This is a genomic window from Martelella alba (assembly GCF_005217455.1).
In the GTDB taxonomy this organism is placed as follows: domain Bacteria; phylum Pseudomonadota; class Gammaproteobacteria; order Enterobacterales; family Enterobacteriaceae; genus Acerihabitans.
The window spans coordinates 235,520-252,812 of sequence record NZ_SZPQ01000003.1 but is presented as its reverse complement, the minus strand read 5'-3'; the positions used below and the strand labels follow the sequence as shown (position 1 = coordinate 252,812).

The window sequence follows — 17,293 nt, the reverse complement described above, 5'->3', positions numbered from 1 at the left end:
ATTGTCTGCGGATAAACTGTAAAAAACGTTAAATAAAAAAGTTGTTAAGATTGCGACCGCCGGTATAAAAATAATATAAAAGTCTTTTATGGTGATTAAGTTACCGAAATAACCCTCCTGGTTAATCTCTCGCTGATTAACCTGATAATAGCGGTAAACACGCAAAATGATGCCGGTTACGGCGCGGCGGCCCCGACAACCCGGCCAGACAACTGGCAACGGGAATTCCCGCCGCCGTGCCGGCCAGAGGGGATATCGGCCTGGCAGGAACGCGGGCGAACGGCGTCAGTGCCATGCGGCGGGCACGGTTTTTCACCGATCCGCGCCAATATCTCGCGCAACATCGCCGGATGAGCAACGAAATATTGCCCGGCGATAATGCCGATGGCGTCTTTCTGTTCGGCGCTAAAACCGCCGTCGTCCGCCGCGGGAACCGGCGACACCGCATAACTCATGCCGGGAAGCGTTAGCAATGCGGTTAGGGCTAACGCGTCGGCTGTAAAACGGTTCATATACCCTCCAGACACCCCATTCGGTACTGTGGCGTTAAAGCAAAAATAACCGAGATATTCTGTCTCTCACCCGCCCCGGAAGTATGGATAATTCCGGGAATGGGATAAACCCACGCCGCCAATAAACAGGCAGCCTGGAATTTGCAAAAACTATCACCGTTTCTGTATTTATATTGTAAAATTCACGGGCGCGGATATAAAAAAAATGTCAAAGGGCCTCGCACAAACAACGGCGGTTATTATGCCGCTCGGGCCGTTTTCAGTTCCGCCATTTTGCAGACATACCATAGCCGGCAGAATTCGGCGCCCAGCGTGTAACGTAAGGGTTCATTGGCGTGGAATACGTCTAGCGCCTCACGCCGAGACAGCGGCAACGGCGCATTGTCTTTTTCCAGCGCCGCCGGCTGCTGCGTTGGGTCAAAGCCATACGCAATCCCGGCCAGAATCGCGCTTAGGGCCAGATAGGGATTGGCGCCGGCCCCGGCCAGGGCATAATTGATCCGCCGTGAGGCGCCGTCGGCGCACAGCAGGCGCCATGCCCCATCGCGCCAGCGATATTCACGGCGCGAAGAAAACGGCCGTTCCCCGCCCCCCCGCAAGCGCCGCAACACGCCCACGTCAGGGGCCAGCAACGCCAATGAAGCGGGCGTCAAGGCCAGCAGCCCCGCCAGCGCCCTGTGCATTGCGTCATTGGGACCGCCGCCGGGGGCGGCGAGCAGATTCTCGCCGGCAACATTGCTGAGACCGACGCGAAAGCGCAATCCGCATCCCCCCTCCCGTGGATAAAGCCCGGTCTTGAAATGGGCAGATCGGCCGTATTGTCCGGCAATATGCCCGATAAGCCGCTTCATGGCCTGTAGGTTATCGCAGACAGTGACGATATCCCCGTCCTGATACAGAGCAAGGGTGAATTTCCCTGCCCCATCCCGATACGTTACGCCCCTTAGCGGCAACCCCTGCCGTTTGGCCTGCGTTTCAATGGCCGCGAGAAGACGGACCGGCGCGGCGGCGTCGCTATGCGGAAATTGGGGAGATGGCGCGCAGGGTCGGGCGGCTGGCGCGGTCATCCCGTCCAGGCGAAATTCCAGTTCCGCCTCGGCGGCGGGGCAGATCCCCCGCGCATTGAGCGCCGCCAGCGCCCGTTGCAGGATGACGCGCGGCTCAATGCCGCAGGGCGATCCGTCGGTGTTTTTCATGGTCATCATCACCTGCGCGTATCGTTGCGGATTGTCGGCGCGCGGTTTTAGCGTACCGCTCACCGGCATGCACAATCGATTGAGTTCGTCGTCATCCTTCGCGGGCCCGCTGTTTTGCGTAACGGAGACGACACTTTCCCGGGCGTAAATGGACAGCGGGAAATAGCAACCGTGTTCCAGATCCCATAACGCCTCCACCGGAATGGACTTGAGATGCAAACCGCCATTGATATCGTTGAGGTAGATATCAATCTGTTCGGTAGACGGATACGTCAACAGGTAATCCTCCACCTCTTCATGAAAACTGCGTTTATTAAGATGCTTGAACTTGTTGGCCAATAATAAAAGCTGGGCATTATTCATGACATTATGAAACATAGCGTGATCCGGTTATCCATCCATACCCAGGTTATTTGCCGTCGCGGTATGGAGGCGGGCAAAGGCCTCCACGCGGGTATTGCAATCAACAAAGAGGGGACGCGAAGTATGACGCGTATATCAGGTTAATGGAAACCCCATACAGCCAATCGCCTCTTCGTTGGCCCCAATGCAATTTGAATTATTCGAAATATAATCTTAATCGGCTTTAACGATCTTTTGTGTAAAATACATATAAATCTAACGTGCCAACCTGTAAAAATAGCCGCTCTTTCCTTTGGCCATAGGATACTCAATGCGTGTTTCCTCCCGGCCGGGCCTTGAAAGTTCGAGACTACACGCCAAATACATCGGGTTGCCTCGCGGCCGGCAAAGGGGCGACGTGAAGTAGGGCGAGTATACTTTGGTATAGTCCGTTTATACCATTCCCCATTGGTCCTATGGCAAGAGACCGGTCATACTTTGCGTCACCCGGGCGACTTCGCTCACCGACAAACTTCCCCTGACTTGCCCTGCGGCGGATTGCGCGGGTATCGGCGTGGTGGATGAAATATCGCGAGGGAATATCCCGTCACTTTTCATCGGGCCGGGCAGCCCGTCGTAAAGGAGAAACGATGCGCCATCCATTGCAAACCGTGGTGTTGAACAAGCGCGGAGCGCCGGCCCGGCGGCCTGCATCGTCATACCGGGCGGATATCCTGTTTTTCGCCCTGCTGGCAGTGCTCGCCGTCCTGGTGGCCTACGGCGTGGCACAAATGGGCCTGCCGCTTTCCCAACTGCATGACAATCCGGTTCGGCTCAATCTCGCCCTGCTGCCGCAATATGCGCTGCGCACCACATTGCGGATGTTCGCGGCGTTGGGCGTTTCCCTGCTTTTTACGCTGGTTATCGGCACATTGGCCGCCAAAAGCCGTAAAGCCGAACTGTTTATCATCCCGGCGTTGGATATCCTGCAATCCGTGCCGGTACTGGGCTTTTTGACCTTTACGGTGACATTTTTCATGGGGTTGTTTCCCGGCCGGCAACTGGGTGTGGAATGCGCCGCCATTTTCGCTATTTTCACCAGTCAGGCATGGAATATGACGTTCAGTTTATATCAATCGCTGCGCGCCGTGCCGGACGATTTGGATGAAGTCAGCCGACAATTCGGTTTCTCCCCATGGCGACGATTTATTCGCCTGGAATTGCCGTTCGCCATCCCCGGACTGGTGTGGAATATGATGATGTCCATGTCCGGGGGCTGGTTCTTCGTCGTGGCCTCGGAGGCCATCGCCGTCGGCGACACCTCGGTGGATCTGCCGGGCATCGGTTCCTGGCTGGCGCTGGCCATCGCCCGGCAAAATCTGGGCGATATCGCTTGGGCGGTTCTCGCCATGACCCTGGTGATCGTGCTTTACGACCAGTTGCTGTTCCGTCCGGTGGTGGCCTGGGCGGATAAATTCCGCTTCGAGCAAACCGCCGCGCAAAAGCGGCCGCGCTCCTGGGTTTACGATCTCGTTCGCCGCAGCCATATCACAACGGCCATTGCGCGAACCGTCGGCGGGCCGCTGTATTTGCTGGCGGGACTGCGCTGGCCGCGGTGGCCGCGTTTTTTGCGCAATCCGCCCGGCCCGCTCTACGACAGGCTGACCGATAAGTATTGGATGATCCTGGTGCTGAGCGCCGTGCTGGCCGGCGCGGTTAAACTGGCGCATTACATCGGCTCGGCGCTGGGCCCCGCGGATATCGCCGCGGTGTTTGGCATGGGGCTGGCGACCTTGGCGCGGGTGGCGGTATTGATTGTTCTCGCCAGCGCGATATGGGTGCCGATCGGCGTCTGGATCGGCATACGTCCCGGCGCGTCGCAACGCTTTCAGCCGTTGGCGCAATTTCTGGCCGCTTTTCCGGCCAACGTGTTGTTTCCGTTCGCGGTGATCCTGATAGCCGGACACAATCTGAATCCCGATATCTGGCTGTCGCCGCTGATGGTGTTGGGTACCCAGTGGTATATCCTGTTTAATGTGATAGCCGGCGCCAGCGCCTTGCCCAACGATTTGCTGGAAGCGGCGCGGGTTTATGGCATCCGGCGCTGGCAATGGTGGCGACAAGTCGCATTGCCGGGCATCTTCCCCTATTACGTCACCGGCGCGCTCACCGCCACCGGCGGATCTTGGAACGCCAGCATCGTCGCCGAATCCATTTCCTGGGGCAGCCACCATCTGCAAGCCAGGGGGCTTGGCGCCTATATCGCCAATGCCACGGCCGCGGCTGATTTTCCCCGCGTGGCGCTGGGCATCGCGGCAATGTCGGTGTTTGTGATTGTCTTTAATCGCCTGCTCTGGCGTCCGCTGTATCAATTCGCCGAACGTCGTTTACGCCTGGGTTAAGGAGCGCAGTATGTTGAATCAACCGCAATGTCTGGTGAATGTCCGCCAAGTCCGGCATATCTACGGCAAACAGGGCAATGCCGAACGGCTGGTGCTGGACGACGTTAATTTGCGGCTCGACGATAACGAGTTCGTCGGTCTGCTTGGCCGCTCCGGCTCCGGCAAGTCCACCCTGCTGCGTTCGATAGCCGGCCTTATCACGCCGACCGCCGGCCAGGTGGAATTTCCGCCGGGGCCGGAGGGCAGGCCGAGTTCGGTGAGCATGGTATTTCAGAGCTTCGCGCTGTTTCCCTGGTTGACGGTACAGCAAAACGTCGAAGTCGGATTGGAGGCGCGCAAGACCCCCCTGGAAGAGCGCCGCAAACGGGCGCTGGCGGCTATCGACATGATTGGCCTGGACGGTTTCGAGAATGCCTATCCCAAAGAGTTGTCCGGCGGCATGCGGCAGCGGGTGGGACTGGCGCGCGCGCTGGTGGTGGACCCGGATATTCTGCTGATGGATGAACCCTTTTCGGCGCTGGATGTTCTGACCGCCGAGACGCTTCGCACCGACCTGCTGGATCTCTGGATAGAAGGCCGGATGCCGATCAAATCCATCCTGATGGTGACGCATAATATCGAAGAGGCCGTGCTGATGTGCGACAGGATCGTTTTATTCTCCATTAATCCAGGACGGATCGTCTGGGAGAGTAAAGTCGGCCTGCCTCAGCCGCGCAGCCGTCAAGATCCGGCATTTCGCGCGCTGGTGGAAGATATTTACGTTAGAATGACGTCGGACAGCGGCGCGGGCGCCGCCCGGCAAGGAATTTTTCCCGGCACCGGCCTGGGCATGGTGCTGCCGCCGGTTTCCACCAACGCGTTGGCCGGGCTGGTGGAGGCGGTACAGGGCGCGCCCTACCACGGCAAAGCCGATTTGCCGGAGCTGGCCAACGCCTTGCGCTATACCGCCGATGAACTGTTTCCGGTCGCGGAAGTGCTGCAGTTACTGCGCTTTACCGAGTTGAAGGGCGGCGACATCCGGCTCTTGCCGGCCGCCGCGCGGTATGCCGAGGCCAGTGTGGACGAACGCAAGCAGTTATTTGCCCAGCATCTGCTCAATTATGTGCCGTTGGTCGCCCACGTCCGGCGGATATTGGACGAACGTTCGGCGCATACGGCGCCGGCCCGGCGTTTTCGCGATGAGCTGGAGGATTTCATGTCCGAAATCGATGCGGCGCGCACGCTGGACTCCGCCACTCAATGGGGACGATATGCCGAATTGTTCGCCTATGATGAGACCAATGATATGTTCAGCCTGGAAAATCCGTCGTGACGCCTTGAACCGGCCGCGATGACGGATGGGGTCCAAAGGAAAGTAACACAATGAGCGACGATAGCCGCGCCGGCAATAACCGGATTCCGCTGCGGATAGTACCGCTAATGCTGCTGTCGGCGGCCATTGCGGTGGTGGATACCGTGACCAAGCTGGAAATTGCCGTGGGCGTATTTCAGATAGCCATCGTCCTGCTGGCGGTGCGTTTTCTCGCGCCGCGCGGCGTGACCGCCATGGCGCTGTTTTGCATGGGTCTGACGCTGCTCAGCTATAAACTCAGCCGGCCCGACGGCAGCGAAGCCGGTCTTATCAATTGCGGTATCAGTCTGGTGGCGATCATTTTGACGACCTACCTCGCGCTGAAAATGTCTTCGGCCATTAACGACTTTCACGAAGCGCGCGCCCAGTTGGCGCATATCTCCCGGGTTAACCTTATGGGTGAATTGACCGCCTCCATCGCCCATGAGGTCAATCAGCCGCTGGCGTCCATCGTCGCCAGCGGCCACGCCTGTTTGCGCTGGCTTGACGCCCAGCCCGCCAATGTGCCGAGGGCGGAAGCGGCGGTGCGGCGAATTGTCGACGACGCCGGCCGCGCCGGGGAAATCATCGCCCGCATCCGCGGATTCGCCAGTCGCACGCCACAGCGTAAAGCCTGGTTGAATATCCCCGACACCATTAATGAAATCCTGCTACTGATTCAAAGCGAGTTGCGGCAACAGCGTATCGATTTTACGCTGACCCTCGCCGAAGGTTTACCACCGGTGTTGGCGGATAAAATCCAGATTCAGCAGGTTCTGATGAACCTTATCCTTAACGCGGCGGACGCCATCGCCGCCGCGGATACCGAACGGCGGGCGCTATGGGTGGATGCGGATCGCAACGCCCGGGGAGATATCCGCTTTTCGGTGGGCGATCATGGCACCGGTTTTCGCCCGGAGGACGGTGAGCGGCTGTTTGATACCTTTTTCACGACCAAGGCCGGCGGCATGGGCATTGGCCTGACGATCAGCCGATCGATAATCGAGGCCCATGGCGGACGGATTTGGGCCGTCAACAACCCCGATGGCGGAGCGACGTTTTCTTTCACCCTGCCGGGCACGGAAGGAGCAGAGCATGTGCGGACATGAGCCCAAAGACGCCCCCCTCGTCTATATCATCGATGACGATGCGTCGATGCGCAGCGCGCTGGAGGATTTGCTGGCGTCGGTGGGGCTGGACAGCCGCGCTTTCGCGGCGCCGGAGCGGTTTATCGGCGCCGACCGTCCCGATCGGCCGGGCTGCCTGATCCTGGATGTGCGCATGCCTGGGATGGGCGGGCTGGAATTCCAGGAGACGATGCGGCGCCTGGGCATGACCTATCCGGTCATTTTCATCACCGCCCATGGCGATATCCCCATGTCGGTGCGCGCCATGAAGGCCGGCGCACTGGAATTTTTGACCAAGCCGTTTCGCGAGCAGGATCTGCTGGACGCCATCGGCAAGGGATTAGCGCGCGATCGGCAACAGCGCCAGGCGGCGGAGACCCGGTCCAGGCTGCAAGCCTGTTATGACAGTCTGACCCCGGGGGAACGCCAGGTTCTGGCGCAAGTGGTCACCGGACGGCTGAACAAGCAAATTGCCGGGCGACTGGGTGTTAGCGAAATTACCGTTAAAGTGCGGCGGGCGGCGGTGATGCGCAAGATGAACGCCGAATCGCTGGCCGATTTGGTGCGGTTGTACGACGCATTGCAAAACGGGCCGGAAGCGGACTAGCTCCCCCGGGCCTTCCGGCGCCGTTGCGGGATAAGCGCGGAGCCGCTAGTATATTCACAGGTGATGGCGTACCACCTATCCAACCGCGCCGGCCCCCGCCGGCGATAATGACGCCTGACGTTTCGTCGCCACCGAGCGGCGGGGGTCGGGCGTAGCCCGCGTTCGCCGCTCTTGTTTATGACAGGAGAGATCATGATCCCGGTTTTCGGCCACCTTAATCCCGACAGCGATGCCGTCTGTTCCGCCCTTGTGGCCGCGGACTGGCTGACGTTCACCGGCCGCGCGGCCCGCGCCTACCGATTGGGCGACATCAATGCCGAAACACGCTTCATTTTGCATGCCGCCGGCGTTGACGGCCCGCCGCCGCTGGATCGGGATATTGCGGGGCAGGATGTCTGGCTGGTGGATTTCAGCGAATTCGAACAAGGCCCGCCCTCGCTGCCGGCCGCCAATATCCTCGGCATCTTCGATCATCACCGGCTCGGCAGCGTGGTGAGCCGGCAGCCCCCCGAGGTCTGGATTAAACCGGTCGGCGCCAGCGCGACGCTCATCTGGCATATCATGCGGCGAGAGTACCCCATGCCGTTATCCGCCGCCCAAGCGATATTGCTGCTGGGGGCGATTTTCAGCGATACGGTCTGCCTGACGTCCTCCACCACTACGCCGACGGACCATGAGGCCGCCGACAGCTTGTGCGCCCTGGCCGGCCTGGATCGCCGGTCATTCAGCCGGGATTTGCTGGCCGCCAAAACCGATTTAACCGGCTATACGCCTCGCCAGTTACTGGAAAAAGACGTCAAGTTTTACCGTATCGGCGAGGCGGCCGTGAAAATCGCCCAGATCGAAGTCGCCGAAACCACCGACTGGCAGGCGATATTGCCCGGGCTGCAATCAGCCATGGGCGCCATGCTTGCCGAACAATCCGGGCTGGATAATATTGTGCTTATGCTGACGGATATCGACAGAAAAGACACGCGGCTGTATTTCGCCCGGGAGTTCCCCGGCCATCAGCAACCGGTCATGCTACGCAATGTGATGAGCCGCAAAAAGGAAGTACTGCCCTGGCTGACGGACGAGCTTGCCCGATTGAGCGCCGCGCGGCGTTAATCAGCGCGGTTTGGCGCGAGGGTCATGTCTTGTTTCGGCTCTCGCGCCGACAAACCGGCCATCAGGTATGAATGACCAGAAAATCCACCGGCAGTTCATTGATGAACTCGAATGAGAAAGACGAACACACGCCCCATGACCGGTTGTGATGTCCCAGCATGACCAGCTCGATATTATGCCGGACTACCAGCTCGGCGATATCCTTGAATCGGGATAACGTGACCAGTTCCTTGACCATAAAAGGGATGGTGGTTTTGCTGCACAGCCGGCTGAACATGGCGGCGATCACTTCCCGCGACTGCACATCGTTATACAGGGAATCGCCGACATAATTCATCGCTCGGTAGTTTTCCGTGATATGCGCCAGCAGGACATCCGCCTTTCGCCCCGCGGCAATGGATTCGGCGCGTTGCAACAATACCGCGCCATCGTTTTCATTCTGCACCAGGATAAGGATGTGCTTATAGGCGTTCATCATCACTCCCCTTACCGTCGACCTTGACGACGGTCTGCCGGACGCCGGATTATCGCTGCGCCGCCCTGAGCGCCGATGCTTCCCGGCGCCGGGTTTCCGTTCAGATGGAATATCGCTACCCCTTAAGTGTAGCCACCGGGGAAAACGCGTACTGCGACGGCAGGCCGATTTTTACCGCGCACAAGCAAATCTGTCCGGCGACCAGGGACGGCTGGAGAATATCCCATGGAATGGACCGCTGAACATAAAATCCGTCCGGCGGCCAGGGGCGGCTGGTTTAATTCCCTGTGGGGAAAAATGCCGTTGAACGCGCGGCAAAGCCCGGCTACACTGATTAGCAAAGGCGATGGTGTTCGCCTTACCCAACCGCGAATAGCCGCTGATGACACCTGATATGCACTGTTCCTTACCGTTAAGGGGGATGTATGTCAGGTCATGCCTGCGTTAGCACGTTTTGCCTTTTTACAACGCCTGTTCCACCACGGCGTTTATCCGTCGTTGGCTTATGGACCGCCTCCGGCATTGCCGAACCCGCCAGAGTTACACCGTCGCCCGTCGTCCGTTGTCCGGCATTAAGGAATCGCCATGTCCTTCAATAGCATTCTTTACCCCGATGATTATCCCGCAGAACCCCTGGCGGATAACGGCCCCCCCGGCTATTTTCACGACCTCAATCTGGATCAGTTGATTGCGGTCCTTACCGAAGGCCGGGAAGAATATCACCTTGCGCCGGTATTTTATCACCGGGAAACCTCGGCCGACGTGGTGCGTTACCGCCAGGCAATCATGGACGATGTGCGGGAACCGGCCGTCAATGCGCTTATCAAAACCTTCGCGCGCGACATGCAAGGCCTGCGCGACATTCTCGCCAAAAACGCAAAACGCGGGTACCTGCATAATCAAACCCGCTGGCATCTCACGGCGGTCACCCGTTACAGCGCCGCCATCGACGCTCTGGGCGAGGGATTGTCCGCCGTGGTTCCGCGCTCGGCGGGGCTAAGGCATTTTTCCGATTATGTGCGGGCGTATCGGCAAAGCACCGCTTACCGCGAGCTTTGCCGCCGGGCATCGGCGTTGACGGCGACATTGTCCCGACTCCGTTATAGCCTGCTTATCCGGGGCAACACGATAGACATCGATCGGGACGATGACCCGGTGAATTACAGCGAAGAGATTTTGCATCTGTTCCAGGCGTTCGTGGCCACATCCGCGCAGGATCGCTTGAAAGTGCCGCCGGTGCCGGCGGAAATGAATCACATTGAGGGGGAGATTCTCGACTGTCTGGCGCGGTTATACCACGACGAATTCACGGAACTGGCGGCATTTTATCATGACTATGCCGAGTTCATTCCAAAGACCTTTGCGCGCTTTGATAAAGAGATCCAGTTTTACGTCTGTTATGCGGATTTTATGGACAGGCTGATTAAAACGGGCTTGCCCTTTTGTCGCCCCGAGATAGCCACCGATTCCAAGGCAATCTTTTGCCATGATGGGTTTGATGCGATGTTGGCCTGGAATCTCATCGCCAAGGACATGGCGGTGGTCGGTAACGATTTTTCCCTGAATGGCAATGAGCGCATAGGGGTTATCACCGGCCCCAACCAGGGGGGCAAGACGACCTTTGCCAGAATGGTGGGCCAGTTGCACCATCTGACGGCCATCGGCTGCCCCGTGCCTGGCCGCCAGGCGCGGCTTTTGCTGTGCGACAACATTTTCACCCAGTTTGAGAAATCGGAACGGGTGGTCAATCTGCACGGCAAACTGGAAGAGGACTTGCTCGGCATTCAGCGGATCCTGGCCGACAGCACCGCGTCCTCCCTGATCATCCTTAACGAAGTTTTCAACTCCACCACTGCCAAGGATGCCGTTTTCCTTGGCGGCAAGGTTATCGAAGGCATCCTTGCCCGCGGCGCGCTGGCGGTGTATGTGACCTTCATTGATGAATTGACCGCCATCAGCGACAAGGTGGTGAGTATGATGAGCCTGATGGCCGACAGCGAACGACGGTCCTTCAAGATATGCCGTAAAGCGGCGGACGGCCGGGCCTTTTCCCGGACGCTGGTGGAAAAATACGGGCTGACCTATGAAATACTCAGCCAGAGGTTGGCATCATGCAATCCCATCTGATGTTCAAAGACCGCGATTTCACCGTCGTTCGGCAATTCACTCCCCGGCAGAAAACGCTGATGGCGGATTTGTCCCTGGATACGTTGTTCGACCGACTGGCGGACGGCGATACATTTACCCGCGAAGTCGTGGCGGCGGCGGTAATGGACAGTCTTACGGAGCGGGACGCCATACTTTATCGTCAAGCGGCGCTGGCCGACAGTATCCGCAACCAGGCCGCCATCGCCAGGTTATACGCCATCGTGACCGACTGTATCGAGATGGAAAAAAAAGCGCTGCATGTGGGGATTTTCAGCAATTACCCTTCCGCTGTCCTGTACGGCTCCATCAATGTGCTGTTTTTCTTTTTCGATAAACTGGCGGAACTTAGGCGAGTGGCCGAAAGCGAAACCGGCAATTTCAGCTCCGCCGGTTTTAATGGGCTGTTCGCCACGCTGATGGCCGAGGTTGGCGATGATTATCTCCGCACCGCCGGGCGGCATATCGCGCTGTTGAAAAAATACCGCGCGATAAAGGTCGGCGCCCGTCTTGGCGCCGGCAACATCGGCGAGCGCTATGTGTTGAGAAAACCTCCCGAGCCGGTCTCCTTTTGGCGATTTTGCCGCCATCCCGCCGCGGTTCTCGCTGCCTGGCGCACGGCGCTGTTTTCACGCCGCCGGGCCGCGTTTACCGTCCGCCTGGCGGATCGCGACGAAGCCGGGGCCCGGATATTCAGCGAGTTGGGCGATCGGGGAATTGTCCTCATCGCCAATGCCTTATCCCAATCAGTGGAGCACATACTGGTTTTTTTGCAGACCTTGCGCCGGGAACTGGCGTTTTACCTGGCCGGCGCGCGCCTTTACGCCGCGTTACAGGAACAAGGCATCGCCGTGTGCTTCCCCACCCCGCATCCCGCCGGACAATCCCTGCTGGAATTTGACGATTTGTATGAGGCCGTCCTGGCGATCACGTTGCCGGGCAGCGCGTTGCCCAATTCGCTGGCGGCATGCCGGCATGGCGTCTATATTGTCACCGGCGCCAACCAGGGCGGCAAAACCACCTGGCTGAGGAGCGTGGCCACCGCCCATCTCATGATGCAATGCGGCTTGTTCGTTTGCGCCCGCCGTTTTAGCGCCGGGGTCGCCAGCGGGCTTTTTTCCCACTTCAAAAAGGAGGAAGACGCCGCCATGAAAAGCGGCAAGCTTGATGAGGAATTGGATCGGATGAACGGCATCATCGATGCCGTCACGCCTCATGCCGCCGTATTTTTCAACGAATCGTTCGCCGCCACCAACAGCCGGGAGGGGTCGCTGATTTGCGGGGAAATTACCCGCGCGCTGGCCGAAAACCATATCAAAATCTTTATGGTCACGCATTTATCGGAATTCGCCGGCGAACTCTATCAGGCCGGTCATCCCGCCGCGGAATTCCTGGTGGCCGAGCGTAAACGCGACGGTGAACGCACGTTTCGCATCCGTCCAGGTGAGCCGGAGGACAGCAGTTATGGCGAGGATGTGTATGCCAGGATTTTTTCGACCGCCGCCCGCTCGCCAAGGCCGGCGCCGGCCTTGGCGGTTAACCGCGATCCCGACGCGGCCGGCGGCGATTTTTCTTCACAACCTGAAAGGTGATTATTATGTATTACCACCACGCCCTGGTATTGGCCCATGATGAGCAGGACGGCGCGATATTGCTTGCCGCGGCTGTTGAACTGGCCGCCGATTCGGACATGAAAATTACGCTGGGTCATATCCAGTCGGACTGGCGCCTTATGAACTATGTTTCTGACAGCCTGATGGATGATCGCGAGGCCCAGGATGTCATTGCCGCCAAAAACATGCTAAGCCGGGTGGCCGGGGCCGTCGCCTATCCGGTCGATACCCTGGAGCTGGTGTCCATGCGCCGGTTCGATGAACTGCGGGCGCTGGTTGCCGACAAGTCCATCGACCTGGTGATTACCGGTCATCACAATCGTTTTATGGGTGTATTGACATCCGGCTCGATGGATTACATCAATCACCTGTCCGTGGATATTCTTATCAAACATCTCAAAATGGAATAACGGTAGTAAATTCATGTAATATCTTCCCATAAAAATCACATTGCTTTATTGACTGTTCTATTCGAGGCATCAATGTTGTATTCGCTTATAGCCGTAATGATTGGGGGGGGCGTCGGTTGCGCGGCCCGTTTTCTGATATCAATGTGGATCAATCCCCTGTTTCCCACCCTGCCCCCCGGCACGCTAATGGTGAACCTGCTGGGCGGCTTCATCATCGGATCGGCCCTGGCCTTTTTCGTGAAATACCCAGGACTGGATCCGGCCTGGAAAGTGATGATCACCACCGGTTTTTGCGGAGGTTTGACCACTTTTTCCACCTTTTCGGCCGAAATCATTACGCTGTTGCAAAACGGTAATTATCTTTGGGCAATCACCTCGGTCTTTACCCATTTGCTGGGTTCGTTGCTGATGACCTTTGCCGGCTTCGCCCTGATCTCCTTTATTTTCTGATACGCTATCCGGCGCCATGGGTTCCCGCCTGGCGGCGCGCCACGGCCGGGGGCGCCCGCCCATGACGGCACCCGCCGCATTTCCCACAGGTCCGCCATGGCGGGCCTTTAGCGGCCGATGCGTTTTCTTCCCGCACAAACCGTCGCGATCCGGGTACAATGCCTACGGGAGATAAAGGCGAGGGGGTCAGTCTCAATTTGACGCAAAGGTGCCCGAGTGACAGTAAAACTTATCGCCGTCGATATGGACGGTACGTTTCTTGATGATGAAAAAAACTACAACCAGGCGCGATTTGCCGCGCAATACCGAGCCTTGCGGTCACGGGGGATACGCTTCGTCGTCGCCAGCGGCAACCAATATTATCAGCTGAGGCGTTTTTTCCCGGCAATCGCCGACGATATTGCCTTCGTGGCGGAGAACGGCGCTTATGTGTTGGACGGCAAGGAACAGGTCTTCTGCGGCCATCTTCCCCTGTCCACGGTTTTCGCGGTGCTGGATGAACTGGAACAGGCGGGCGATGTGCATACCGTGGTGTGTGGTAAGGAAAACGCCTGGATGCGCCGGCAAACGCCGGAACCCATCGTCGAATTGATGTCCCGGCATTATTATCGCCTCAAGCGCTATCAGGACCGGCGGGAAATTGAGGATAATATTTTCAAGTTTGCCCTGACGTTATCAGATCGGCGTATTCCCGATCTCAAGTCCCATCTGGAACGGGTGCTCAACGGCACGGTCACGCCGGTCACCAGCGGGTTTGGCTTTGTCGATTTGATCATTCCCGGCACCCATAAAGGCCATGGCTTGCAATTATTGCAGGCGCGCTGGCACATCCGGGACGACGAGGTCGTGGCGGTGGGCGATAGCGGAAACGATCGGGAAATGCTGGCCCGCGCCGGTTATAGCTTCGCCATGGCCAACGCCGGGTCGGATATAAAACGCATCGCCCGTTACCCGGCGGGCGACAATAATAGCGAAGCGGTGCTGGATATTATCGACCAGGTGCTGGCCGGCGCCCCGCCGTTCGACCGCTAACCGCTGCCCCGGATGTCATAACACTGGTGGTAACGACAGGCCGCAATCAGTAGTGCGTCGGCCTAAATGCGTACACCCATCGGTGTTCTTCCGTAATACGCCGTGACCAGAAATCGTCTGGCTTGCTTTTTACCCGCAGGGGGCGTCAGCCGATGACAGGAAGGATCCCGCATTTGCCATGGGTAAGACAATGGCGATGGCCGGGGTCAGACATCACGCCGGCGCAACAGATGCGGGCCAAGCTCCGACAGGCTACGGCATCCCAACTGCGCCAGCGTGCGATCGATCTCCTGCTTGAGCATTGCGATGGCCCGGTCCGCGCCGGCCTCGCCCGCCACGGCCACCGCATACAGCAACGGCCGGCCAATCAGGACCGCGTCGGCGCCCAGCGCCAGTGCCTTGATGATATCCGTGCCGCGGCGGATGCCGCTATCAATGAGAATCCGCGCTGCGGGCCCGCAGGCCCGCCGGACATCCGGCAATACCGCCAGCGGACTGACGCTGCCGTCCAACTGGCGTCCGCCATGATTGGAAAGCATCAGGCCGTCCGCGCCGGCCGCCACGGCCGCCAGCGCATCTTCCACCGTTGAAATGCCTTTGACATAACACCGGCCCCGCCACAAGGACCGGATCCAGCGCAACGTTTCCCAATCCAGCGTATCGTCCATTTGCCGGGCAAAATAGGTCGCGCCGCCGACCCCGCGCTGGTATTGCGGCGGTAAATAAGGCCGCAGGTTACCGAAGCCCGGCACGCCGCCGGGCACCAGCGTGCGCCAGACCCAACCGGGATGGCAGGCGATATTCAGATAACTGCCCACGGACAGCTTCATCGGCCGACGGTAATGGCGGATATCCCGTTCGCGGTTGCCGAAATGCACGGCATCCACCGAAACCACCAGATTGGCGCAGCCGGCCTGTTCGGCCCGCCGCAATAAATCCCTCGTCACGTTACGGTCCTTGAGCACATATAGCTGGAACCAGTGCGCGCCGGCCGGGCCGCCGGCCGCTTCTTCCAGCGAGACGGTGGAGACCGTGCTCTGAATCCAGGGGATGCCGGCGCGGCCGGCGGCGCGCGCCAGCATCAGATCCGCGCCGCGGCGCAGCATTCCGTTATAGCCGGTGGGCGCTATCAAAAATGGCGCCGCCAGGACGGTATCGCCCAATTGCGTCGTCAAACTGCGGACACTGGCGTTTTTCAGCACCGGCGCCAAAAACTGCCAGCGGGCGAACGCGGCGCGATTATCCCGCAGGGTCCGCTCGTCGTCCGCGCCGCCGTCCACATAGTTAAAAACGAATGACGGCAGGATTTTCCGGGCGCGTCGACGGTAATCCTCAAGATTGACCATCATGCCAATACCCCGGCCAACGCCGTCAGGAACTGCCGTTGATCGGCCTCGTCGCCAATGGATACCCGCAGCCAGTCCCGGTAGCCGTTTTCCAGCCAGGGTTTGATGATAACGCCGTAAGCCAGCAGTTTTTCGGCAATGGCGGCGGCGTCCTCCGGCACGCGGCAAAACAGGAAATTAGCCTGGGAAGGGGCCGTGACCAGTCCCATGGCGGCCAGGGCGCTTTGCAATGCCCGCCGTTGCGCGCGCACATGCGCCACGCTCTTGCGCACGTGCGCCTGATCGCCGAGCGCCGCCAGCGCCGCAGCCTGGGCGCCGCGATTGATATTAAACGGCGTGCGTACCCGATTGAGCAAATCCGTGATGGCCGGGTCGCCGGCCAGGCCGTAGCCCACCCGCAATCCCGCCAGTCCATAGGCCTTGGAAAACGTGCGCAGGACAATCCACGGGCGGGGCTGTCGCCGCAAAATCGCCAGGCTATCCGGATAATCGGCCAGGTCGGCGCAATATTCGTAATAAGCTTCGTCCACCACCAGCAGGCAATCGGCGGGCGCCGCGTCAATCAGCCGCCGGAATTCACCGTTATCAAGCATGCAGCCCACCGGATTGGAAGGATTGCTGAAAATCATCATCTTAACCGGCGAACGCAGCGCCTGCTCCCAGGCGGGCAAATCATAACGCATCCGCGCATCCACGGGCACCAGCGTCACATCGGCGCCCATCATCTGCGGGTAGAGCACATGCAGGCCGAATGAGGGCAGTAAAGTGACCACCCGATCGCCGGGTTTGATAAAAGCCAGGCAAAGCAGCTTCAAAATATCTTCCGAACCATTGCCCATGATGATCCGGTCCGGCGTCATGGCCAGGCGGTGGGCGATGGCCTGGCGCAACGTTTGACTGGCCGCGTCGGGGTAGACGGCGCAGAGGGAGGCGCTGTCGCTTAACGCCTTTTGCGCCAGCAAACCGGCGCCCAGGGGGTTTTCATTACTGGCCAGTCGCGCGATGCGCGGGACGTTGAACCGCCGGCGGACGGCCTCATCGGACAATCCCGCGTTATACGCGCCCAGTTGCAGCGCCTCGCCTCGGGCCATCGCCCTGATCAACTCTGCGGACATGCTATTTCCTTTATTGCTGTATACTCTTGTATATACAACTAATGCAAGGTCTATGCCATGGCACATGTCTTTCGGATGGCCGAA

The 17,293-nt window shown here is 59.0% G+C and carries 16 protein-coding genes and 2 riboswitches; of the genes, 10 read left to right on the top strand and 6 right to left on the bottom strand.

Annotated features, from left to right (window positions below; genetic code table 11):
- Positions 1 to 176: 176 nt before the first annotated feature.
- Together FCN80_RS05285 and FCN80_RS05280 are read right to left on the bottom strand one after the other, a co-directional pair.
- Entirely contained in the window at positions 177 to 512 is a 336-nt protein-coding gene (locus FCN80_RS05285) for a hypothetical protein (protein ID WP_136988845.1), read from the bottom strand.
- Positions 513 to 751: 239 nt separating this feature from the next.
- A complete protein-coding gene (locus tag FCN80_RS05280) occupies positions 752 to 2,086 on the bottom strand; it encodes a type I glutamate--ammonia ligase (protein WP_136988844.1) in 1,335 nt (444 codons plus the stop codon).
- Positions 2,087 to 2,700: 614 nt separating this feature from the next.
- Here FCN80_RS05280 and FCN80_RS05275 point away from each other — a divergent pair.
- The 5 genes from FCN80_RS05275 (at position 2,701) to FCN80_RS05255 (ending at position 8,623) form a co-directional block, all read left to right on the top strand.
- Positions 2,701 to 4,452 carry an ABC transporter permease gene (locus tag FCN80_RS05275; RefSeq protein ID WP_136988843.1) on the top strand — a complete coding sequence of 584 codons (1,752 nt, stop codon included), beginning with the start codon at positions 2,701 to 2,703 and terminating at the stop codon, positions 4,450 to 4,452.
- Positions 4,453 to 4,462: 10 nt separating this feature from the next.
- Positions 4,463 to 5,764, top strand: coding sequence for an ABC transporter ATP-binding protein (locus tag FCN80_RS05270; protein WP_136988842.1), 1,302 nt, complete (start codon positions 4,463 to 4,465; stop codon positions 5,762 to 5,764).
- Positions 5,765 to 5,814: 50 nt separating this feature from the next.
- Positions 5,815 to 6,891, top strand: coding sequence for a sensor histidine kinase (locus tag FCN80_RS05265; protein ID WP_136988841.1), 1,077 nt, complete (start codon positions 5,815 to 5,817; stop codon positions 6,889 to 6,891).
- The gene (locus FCN80_RS05260) at positions 6,878 to 7,516 is read left to right on the top strand and encodes a response regulator transcription factor (RefSeq protein WP_136988840.1); all 639 of its coding nucleotides are present in this window, start codon (positions 6,878 to 6,880) and stop codon (positions 7,514 to 7,516) included. The genes FCN80_RS05265 and FCN80_RS05260 overlap by 14 nt, the downstream gene beginning before the upstream one ends.
- A 50-nt stretch (positions 7,517 to 7,566) precedes the next feature.
- Positions 7,567 to 7,640: riboswitch (Fluoride riboswitch) on the top strand.
- Positions 7,641 to 7,708: 68 nt separating this feature from the next.
- Positions 7,709 to 8,623, top strand: coding sequence for a DHHA2 domain-containing protein (locus FCN80_RS05255; RefSeq protein WP_136988839.1), 915 nt, complete (start codon positions 7,709 to 7,711; stop codon positions 8,621 to 8,623).
- 61 nt (positions 8,624 to 8,684) lie between these two features.
- Here FCN80_RS05255 and FCN80_RS05250 read toward each other — a convergent pair whose 3' ends face one another.
- On the bottom strand, positions 8,685 to 9,101 hold the full coding sequence (locus FCN80_RS05250; RefSeq protein WP_136988838.1) for a universal stress protein: 417 nt from the start codon (positions 9,099 to 9,101) through the stop codon (positions 8,685 to 8,687).
- Between the two features lie 330 nt (positions 9,102 to 9,431).
- Positions 9,432 to 9,497: riboswitch (Fluoride riboswitch) on the top strand.
- Positions 9,498 to 9,683: 186 nt separating this feature from the next.
- Here FCN80_RS05250 and FCN80_RS05245 point away from each other — a divergent pair.
- The 5 genes from FCN80_RS05245 (at position 9,684) to FCN80_RS05225 (ending at position 14,748) form a co-directional block, all read left to right on the top strand.
- Complete coding sequence (locus FCN80_RS05245; protein ID WP_136988837.1) at positions 9,684 to 11,225, top strand: MutS-related protein; 1,542 nt, start codon at positions 9,684 to 9,686, stop codon at positions 11,223 to 11,225.
- Positions 11,210 to 12,835 carry a MutS-related protein gene (locus FCN80_RS05240; RefSeq protein ID WP_136988836.1) on the top strand — a complete coding sequence of 542 codons (1,626 nt, stop codon included), beginning with the start codon at positions 11,210 to 11,212 and terminating at the stop codon, positions 12,833 to 12,835. The genes FCN80_RS05245 and FCN80_RS05240 overlap by 16 nt, the downstream gene beginning before the upstream one ends.
- Positions 12,836 to 12,840: 5 nt before the next feature.
- The gene (locus tag FCN80_RS05235; protein WP_230492496.1) at positions 12,841 to 13,266 is read left to right on the top strand and encodes a universal stress protein; all 426 of its coding nucleotides are present in this window, start codon (positions 12,841 to 12,843) and stop codon (positions 13,264 to 13,266) included.
- A gap of 72 nt (positions 13,267 to 13,338) precedes the next feature.
- Positions 13,339 to 13,716, top strand: a complete 378-nt coding sequence (crcB, locus tag FCN80_RS05230; protein ID WP_136988835.1) for a fluoride efflux transporter CrcB — start codon at positions 13,339 to 13,341, stop codon at positions 13,714 to 13,716.
- 216 nt (positions 13,717 to 13,932) lie between these two features.
- Positions 13,933 to 14,748, top strand: coding sequence for a Cof-type HAD-IIB family hydrolase (locus FCN80_RS05225; protein ID WP_136988834.1), 816 nt, complete (start codon positions 13,933 to 13,935; stop codon positions 14,746 to 14,748).
- 46 nt (positions 14,749 to 14,794) lie between these two features.
- Here the strand turns inward: FCN80_RS05225 and FCN80_RS27370 are convergent, their stop codons facing one another.
- The 3 genes from FCN80_RS27370 to hisC all read right to left on the bottom strand — a co-directional run bounded on the left by FCN80_RS27370 (position 14,795) and on the right by hisC (position 17,209).
- Complete coding sequence (locus FCN80_RS27370; RefSeq protein WP_373880321.1) at positions 14,795 to 14,887, bottom strand: type II toxin-antitoxin system YoeB family toxin; 93 nt, start codon at positions 14,885 to 14,887, stop codon at positions 14,795 to 14,797.
- Between the two features lie 67 nt (positions 14,888 to 14,954).
- On the bottom strand, positions 14,955 to 16,097 hold the full coding sequence (locus FCN80_RS05215; protein ID WP_136988833.1) for an alpha-hydroxy acid oxidase: 1,143 nt from the start codon (positions 16,095 to 16,097) through the stop codon (positions 14,955 to 14,957).
- Positions 16,094 to 17,209, bottom strand: a complete 1,116-nt coding sequence (gene hisC, locus FCN80_RS05210) for a histidinol-phosphate transaminase (protein WP_230492495.1) — start codon at positions 17,207 to 17,209, stop codon at positions 16,094 to 16,096. The genes FCN80_RS05215 and hisC overlap by 4 nt, the downstream gene beginning before the upstream one ends.
- Between the last annotated feature and the right edge of the window lie 84 nt (positions 17,210 to 17,293).

Coding starts and splice junctions, on each gene's coding strand:
- FCN80_RS05285 (WP_136988845.1), bottom strand. CDS start 512: ATGAACCGTTTTACAGCCGACGCGTTAGCCCTAACCGCATTGCTAACG.
- FCN80_RS05280 (WP_136988844.1), bottom strand. CDS start 2,086: ATGTTTCATAATGTCATGAATAATGCCCAGCTTTTATTATTGGCCAAC.
- FCN80_RS05275 (WP_136988843.1), top strand. CDS start 2,701: ATGCGCCATCCATTGCAAACCGTGGTGTTGAACAAGCGCGGAGCGCCG.
- FCN80_RS05270 (WP_136988842.1), top strand. CDS start 4,463: ATGTTGAATCAACCGCAATGTCTGGTGAATGTCCGCCAAGTCCGGCAT.
- FCN80_RS05265 (WP_136988841.1), top strand. CDS start 5,815: ATGAGCGACGATAGCCGCGCCGGCAATAACCGGATTCCGCTGCGGATA.
- FCN80_RS05260 (WP_136988840.1), top strand. CDS start 6,878: ATGTGCGGACATGAGCCCAAAGACGCCCCCCTCGTCTATATCATCGAT.
- FCN80_RS05255 (WP_136988839.1), top strand. CDS start 7,709: ATGATCCCGGTTTTCGGCCACCTTAATCCCGACAGCGATGCCGTCTGT.
- FCN80_RS05250 (WP_136988838.1), bottom strand. CDS start 9,101: ATGATGAACGCCTATAAGCACATCCTTATCCTGGTGCAGAATGAAAAC.
- FCN80_RS05245 (WP_136988837.1), top strand. CDS start 9,684: ATGTCCTTCAATAGCATTCTTTACCCCGATGATTATCCCGCAGAACCC.
- FCN80_RS05240 (WP_136988836.1), top strand. CDS start 11,210: ATGCAATCCCATCTGATGTTCAAAGACCGCGATTTCACCGTCGTTCGG.
- FCN80_RS05235 (WP_230492496.1), top strand. CDS start 12,841: ATGTATTACCACCACGCCCTGGTATTGGCCCATGATGAGCAGGACGGC.
- crcB (WP_136988835.1), top strand. CDS start 13,339: ATGTTGTATTCGCTTATAGCCGTAATGATTGGGGGGGGCGTCGGTTGC.
- FCN80_RS05215 (WP_136988833.1), bottom strand. CDS start 16,097: ATGATGGTCAATCTTGAGGATTACCGTCGACGCGCCCGGAAAATCCTG.
- hisC (WP_230492495.1), bottom strand. CDS start 17,209: ATGTCCGCAGAGTTGATCAGGGCGATGGCCCGAGGCGAGGCGCTGCAA.